The sequence below is a fragment of the Streptomyces sp. NPDC004658 genome (assembly GCF_040609555.1).
In the GTDB taxonomy this organism is placed as follows: domain Bacteria; phylum Actinomycetota; class Actinomycetes; order Streptomycetales; family Streptomycetaceae; genus Streptomyces.
The window spans coordinates 1-4756 of the sequence record NZ_JBEXKG010000299.1; the positions used below are offsets into that span (position 1 = coordinate 1).

Here is a 4756-nt window from a genome sequence, read left to right on the forward strand (position 1 = left end):
CCGCTCGCGGCCGCGCCGGCCGGCGGCCGCGGCACCTCCGCCACGCGCACACCGCGCGCGAGCACCCGGACGCCGGTCCCGGCCGACGGGTCCTCCGCGGCGATCACGTCGACGCGGTCACCGGAGTGCAGCAGGCGCACCGTGGCGGCGTCGGCGATCCGCACCGGCGCCGTCACCACCTCGGCCACCGGGCGCGGCCGGGCCGGCTCCGCCGCCCGATGCCCGTGCGCCCGCTCCGGGCCGTGGGGTTCCGCTCCGGTCCGTGGCCCCGCGGCGACCAGCGCCGCCGCCGTCACCGCGAGCCCGGCCGCGACGATCCGGCCGCGATGCCGCAGGAGCCGTTGCAGCCCGTACCGGCCGCCGCCCACCCGCACCGGATCGAACGGGGGCACCTCACGGGTCGGCGGAGCCTCCGTACCGAGCGGGCGCGGAGGACGCAGCGGGGGCGGGAACGAGGAACGGGCGGGAGAGGGCGGGGGCGGGGCCGGGATCGGGACGGAGGAGAACGGGGGTGAGGACGAGGGGGAGTGCGAGGGTGAGGGGGAGGGCAGCGGGAGCGAGGACGAGGGCATGGAGTCACCGCCTGCGACGAGGAGTTCGGCTTGCGGTGCCACGATGACGCCTCGCGCCGGATCGCGCCGGGGCCGGTGGATCACCGGCGGATTGTGGATAACTCACCCACCCGAACGAGGAGTTCCACACGAGCCGCACCGCGCCGCGGCCCATTCTCCGGCGGCCCATTCTCCGGCTCAGAGACCTGACGGCCTCCCGGCTCGGCACCTGGCGGCCTCCCGGCCCGGCGCCGGCCCCCTGTCCCCGCTCAGCCCCGCGCAGTTCCCCGTCACGGCAGCTCGAACCCCGGGTCCATCCCGCCCAGCGCGTTCACGCACAGGCAGTCCCGCTCCCCGGTCTCCGGCAGGGCCGCCACCGCGTCGAAGAGCACACCGCGCAGCCGGTCCACGTTGGCCGCGAAGACCCGCAGCACCTCCTCGTGCGAGACGCCCTCACCGGTCTCGGCGCCCGCGTCGAGGTCGGTGACCAGGGTCAGCGAGGTGTAGCACAGCTCCAGCTCCCGGGCGAGCGCCGCCTCGGGATGGCCGGTCATGCCCACCACCGACCAGCCCTGGGACTGGTGCCACAGCGATTCGGCGCGCGTCGAGAAGCGCGGGCCCTCGACCACGACCAGCGTGCCGCCGTCCACCGGCTCCCAGTCCCGGCCGCGGGCGGCCTTCAGCGCGGCGGCACGCCCGGTGGGGCAGTAGGGGTCGGCCATGGACACGTGCACGACGTTCGGCACGGTGCCGTCGGGCAGCGGCAGCCCGTCGAAGTACGTCTGGGTCCGGGTCTTCGTACGGTCCACGAACTGGTCCGGCACGAGCAGGGTGCCGGGGCCGTACTCGGGACGCAGGCCGCCCACCGCGCACGGGCCGAGCACCTGCCGTACTCCGACGGAGCGCAGGGCCCACAGGTTGGCGCGGTAGTTGATGCGGTGCGGCGGCAGATGGTGGCCGCGGCCGTGCCGGGGCAGGAAGGCGACCTTCCGGCCGGCGATCTCCCCGAGGAAGAGCGAGTCGCTGGGCGACCCGTAGGGGGTGTCCACCTGGACCTCGGTGACGTCGTCCAGGAAGGAGTAGAAACCCGAACCGCCGATGACGCCGATCTCTGCTTTGGCCATGACCAGCACACTAGCGGGCCGCGAGGGCGTGGGGGAGCCGCTGCCGGGGATGGCCGAAGACCCTGCCGTCGCACGACGGCAGGGTCCGGACGAGAGGTGTCAGGCGGCGGAGCTGCTCGCGGAGCCGGAGCTCGAGGAGGACGAAGCAGACGAAGAGGACGCCGAGGAGGACGCCTTCGCGTCGGACGACGAGCCGGCCGGCTTCGACGCCGGGCTGCTGCTCGACGTGGAGCCGCGGGAGTCGTTGCGGTAGAACCCCGAGCCCTTGAAGACGATGCCGACCGCGGAGAACACCTTCTTCAGGCGGCCCTTGCAGGTGGGGCACTCGGTCAGAGCGTCGTCGGTGAACTTCTGCACCGCCTCAAGGCCCTCGCCGCACTCGGTGCACTGGTACTGGTAGGTCGGCACTGTCTTCCTCCTGGCACTCTCACTCAATGAGTGCTAACGACGGTCCATAGTGACGTATTCCCGGGGACTAGTCCACCGCGACGGGCACGCGGTGACCGACGCCACGCGCGACCGTGCGGTTCCCGTGCCGTGCGGCCAGCCGCGACCGCAGCGTCACCAGGGTCACCAGCGCGAGCGCGGTCCCGCCCATGGGCACCAGGAACCCGGCGCCGTCCCACAGCCGGTCCTCCAGCTGTCCCGCGACGGTGACGGCGGCGGCCTGGCCGAGCGCGACGGCGCCGGTCAGCCAGGTGAAGGCCTCGGTCCGGGCGCCGGCCGGGACCAGGCCCTCGACCAGCGTGTAGCCGGTGATCAGCGCCGGGGCGATGCACATGCCGACCAGCAGGCCGAGCGCGGCGAGCAGCGGCACCGAGTGCGCCGTCCACAGGGCGGACGCCGCCACCGCGAGCGCCGTGTAACCGATCACGAGGCGCTTCTGCGGAGCCGCCTTCCAGGCGATCGCGCCGCAGACGATGCCGGACAGCATGTTCCCGGCGGCGAAGACGCCGTACAGGACGCCGTTCAGGCCGGGCTCGCCGATCGACTCGGTGAAGGCCGCGAGCGACACCTGCATGCCGCCGAAGACCGAGCCGATGCCGAGGAAGGTGACGGCCAGCACGCGCACGCCGGGGACGCGCAGGGCGGAGGCGTGCCGCACGCGCGCGTGCCCGCCGTCCCGGGACACCGGCGGCTGCGTGCTCTTCTGCGCGGCGAACAGCAGACCGCCGACGAGGGTCAGCCCGGCCTCCGTGACCAGGCCCGCGGCCGGTGTCACCGCGGTGCACAGCGCGGTCGCCAGCAGGGGCCCGACGACGAAGGTCAGCTCGTCCGTGACCGACTCGAACGCCGCCGCCGTGGTCATCAGGGGTGAGCCCTGGAGCTTCACCCCCCAGCGTGCCCGCACCATCGGGCCGACCTGCGGTACGGAGGCGCCGGTCGGGACGGCGGCCAGGAACAGCGCCCACAGGGGCGCGTGCGCGAGGGCGAGCGCCGTCAGGGAGAGGCCGGAGAGCGCGTGCACCAGGACGCCGGGGACCAGCACGGCCCGCTGGCCGTAGCGGTCGGCGAGACGGCCGCTGTACGGCGCGAACAGCGCCATGGAGACGCCGGTGGCCGCGGCGGCGGCGCCCGCGGCGCCGTACGAGCCCGTGGTGTGCTGGACGAGCAGCACGATCGAGAGGGTGAGCATCGCGAACGGCTGGCGCGCGGCGAAGCCAGGGAGCAGGAACGTCCAGGCGCCGCGGGTGCGCAGCAGCCGGCCGTATCCGGGGCGGGGCGACACCGACGGGTTCTCCGCCGGCTCGGTGGTGACCGTGGACTCCACGGCCCGTGCCTTTCTTCCGCCTGGTAGCGCGCCCGTGCGGGGGCGCCGAGAGCTGTCCTCTTGCGCGGAACTGCGGTAGATACCGGTGCCTCCGCGGAGGGTGTTCCGGCCGCCATACGGTCGCGCCAGCTCTGCATCAGGCAGAGTTGGTTCGATCAGGGTGCCTTCATACTACAGGGATCATGGCTTGTGCCCCTGTGAAAGTGAGCACCGTCGCAGGGCGCGCCTGTGAATGCCACGAGACGGGCCGGGCGTCAGCCCCGGTTGCCGTCCGTGCCCAGCCAGCCCGCCAGCTTGCCGCCGTGGGCGACCGCGCGCAGCCGCCGTTCCGCCGCGTCGCGGACCGGGTCGGTGGCGACGACCAGCAGTTCGTCGCCGCGCCGCAGCACGGTCGAGGGCAGCGGCACGAACGACTTCTCCTCGCGCACCACGAGGGTGACGGCCGCGCCGGGCGGCAGCCGCAGCTCGCTGACCTCGACGCCGTGCATCCGGGAGCCCTCGGGGACGGTGACGGACAGCAGGTGTCCCTGGAGCCGCTCCAGGGGCGCCGACTCGATGCCGAGGTCGGCGGCCTCGCCCTTCTCGCCCAGCCGCAGCGTGCGGGCCAGCCAGGGCAGGGTCGGCCCCTGGACCAGGGTGTAGACGACGACCAGGACGAAGACGATGTTGAAGATGCGGCGGCTGCCGGCGACGCCGTTCACCATGGGGATGGTCGCCAGGATGATGGGCACGGCGCCGCGCAGCCCGGCCCACGACATCAGGATCCGCTCCGGCCGCGGCACCCGGAACGGCGCCAGGCTCGCCACCACGCTCAGCGGGCGGGCCACCATGGTCAGCACCAGCCCGATGACCAGCGCGGGGACGACGTCGTCGCCCAGTTCGTGCGGGGTGACCAGCAGGCCGAGCACCACGAACATGCCGATCTGGGCGATCCAGCCGAGCCCCTCGGCGAAGCCGCGGGTGGCGGGCCAGTGGGGGAGCCTGGCGTTGCCGAGGATCATCGAGGCCAGGTAGACGGAGAGGAAGCCGCTGCCGTGCGCCAGGGCGCCTGCGGCGTACGCCGTGACGGCGATGGCCATCACGGCGATCGGGTAGAGGCCGGAGGCGGGCAGCGCGACGTGCCGGAGCCCCCAGGAGCCGAACCAGCCCACCGCGAGGCCGACGGCGGCGCCGATGGCCAGCTCCAGGAGGATCTCGCCGAGCAGCAGGTACCAGTGCTCGACCGGGCCGGCGGTGGAGAAGGCGACGACCAGGATGACCACCGGGGCGTCGTTGAAGCCCGACTCGGCCTCCAGCGTGCCCGTCACGCG

The 4756-nt window shown here is 73.9% G+C and carries 5 protein-coding genes; all 5 read right to left on the minus strand.

What is annotated here, in order from left to right; translation table 11 throughout:
- Positions 1-614 (minus strand): hypothetical protein (locus ABZV94_RS40235; protein ID WP_356349836.1); only part of this gene is annotated, 614 nt, incomplete at its 3' end.
- 227 nt (positions 615-841) lie between these two features.
- A complete protein-coding gene (locus ABZV94_RS40240; RefSeq protein WP_356349837.1) occupies positions 842-1675 on the minus strand; it encodes an S-methyl-5'-thioadenosine phosphorylase in 834 nt (277 codons plus the stop codon).
- A 99-nt stretch (positions 1676-1774) separates the two neighbouring features.
- A complete protein-coding gene (locus ABZV94_RS40245; RefSeq protein WP_356349840.1) occupies positions 1775-2083 on the minus strand; it encodes an FmdB family zinc ribbon protein in 309 nt (102 codons plus the stop codon).
- 67 nt (positions 2084-2150) lie between these two features.
- Positions 2151-3446, minus strand: coding sequence for an MFS transporter (locus ABZV94_RS40250; RefSeq protein WP_356349843.1), 1296 nt, complete (start codon positions 3444-3446; stop codon positions 2151-2153).
- A gap of 254 nt (positions 3447-3700) precedes the next feature.
- Positions 3701-4756: potassium/proton antiporter (locus tag ABZV94_RS40255; protein WP_356349845.1), on the minus strand; the 1056-nt coding region annotated here is incomplete at its 5' end.